At 48.5% G+C, this 850-nt stretch carries 1 protein-coding gene; it reads right to left on the bottom strand.

All coding sequences use genetic code 11. The features are described from left to right. Positions 1 to 659: 659 nt before the first annotated feature. Positions 660 to 850 (bottom strand): hypothetical protein (locus tag DB520_RS27435; RefSeq protein WP_232835169.1); only part of this gene is annotated, 191 nt, incomplete at its 5' end.

Genomic DNA, 850 nt, shown 5'->3' on the forward strand with positions numbered 1-850 from the left:
GCTTGAGGGAGAAAAGCTCGGCATGGAGAAAGGCGAAAAAGCCGGTGAGCTGAAAAAGACGAGGTTAGGTGTAATCAACTTTTATAAAGAAAAAGTACCAGTGACTGTAATCGCAAAGGCCATGGAAATCAGTGAATCAGAGGTCGATAAGATTTTGAAGGAGGAGGGGTTGTTGTGACTTGGAGACTTAGGGACTAAGAGACTGAGAGACAAGGGGATGGTTTCGATCCGAATTATGGTTATTCTCCGAAATTTTTTTTGACATTAATGACACTCTAGGCAGGGAGGTTTTGATTGGGGGTTATTGGGTTGATTACTGGCTAGGAATTAGGTGCAGGGATTCAGATATCTTTGCGGCGCGGACATTCTGATTCATTGGGTTTGGCACCGAAACACAACGACCTTGACGTGGTCCAAAAGCTCCGGAGGAGCGGCCGATGTAATAACCATGGGTTTCAACCCAAGGATTTGGGGCTCAGACTGATGGGAACAAGTGCCGTAGGTACGGGCGAAATGATCGGGGCTTAGTTGGGGTCGGAAACACCGGATTTAAAACAATATCAAGTTCTTGCACTCGCGGCAGCTGATTCCTGGGGTGAAGGTTGGTACTAAATATCGGCCGTCCCGATGGGACTTTTGGTGTGGTAGCTACCGCATGATTACATCGGTCGTGCCGCTGGCATTAGGGGTTGGGTAACACTATTATCTTCCCCGTCATGCGGTTGTTTTCGGTGTTTTGTGTGTTCCTCGATTAACCTTTCGAGGTTCCGGAAATCCTCAAAGGTTAAGACCCCATCACTAACGCAAGCAAAGGCCTTCTCCCTGGAGGGAGAGGGTTGGGGTGAGGGCT

Origin of the sequence: Pleomorphovibrio marinus (assembly GCF_003347495.1) — a bacterium.
Lineage (GTDB): Bacteria > Bacteroidota > Bacteroidia > Cytophagales > Cyclobacteriaceae > Pleomorphovibrio > Pleomorphovibrio marinus.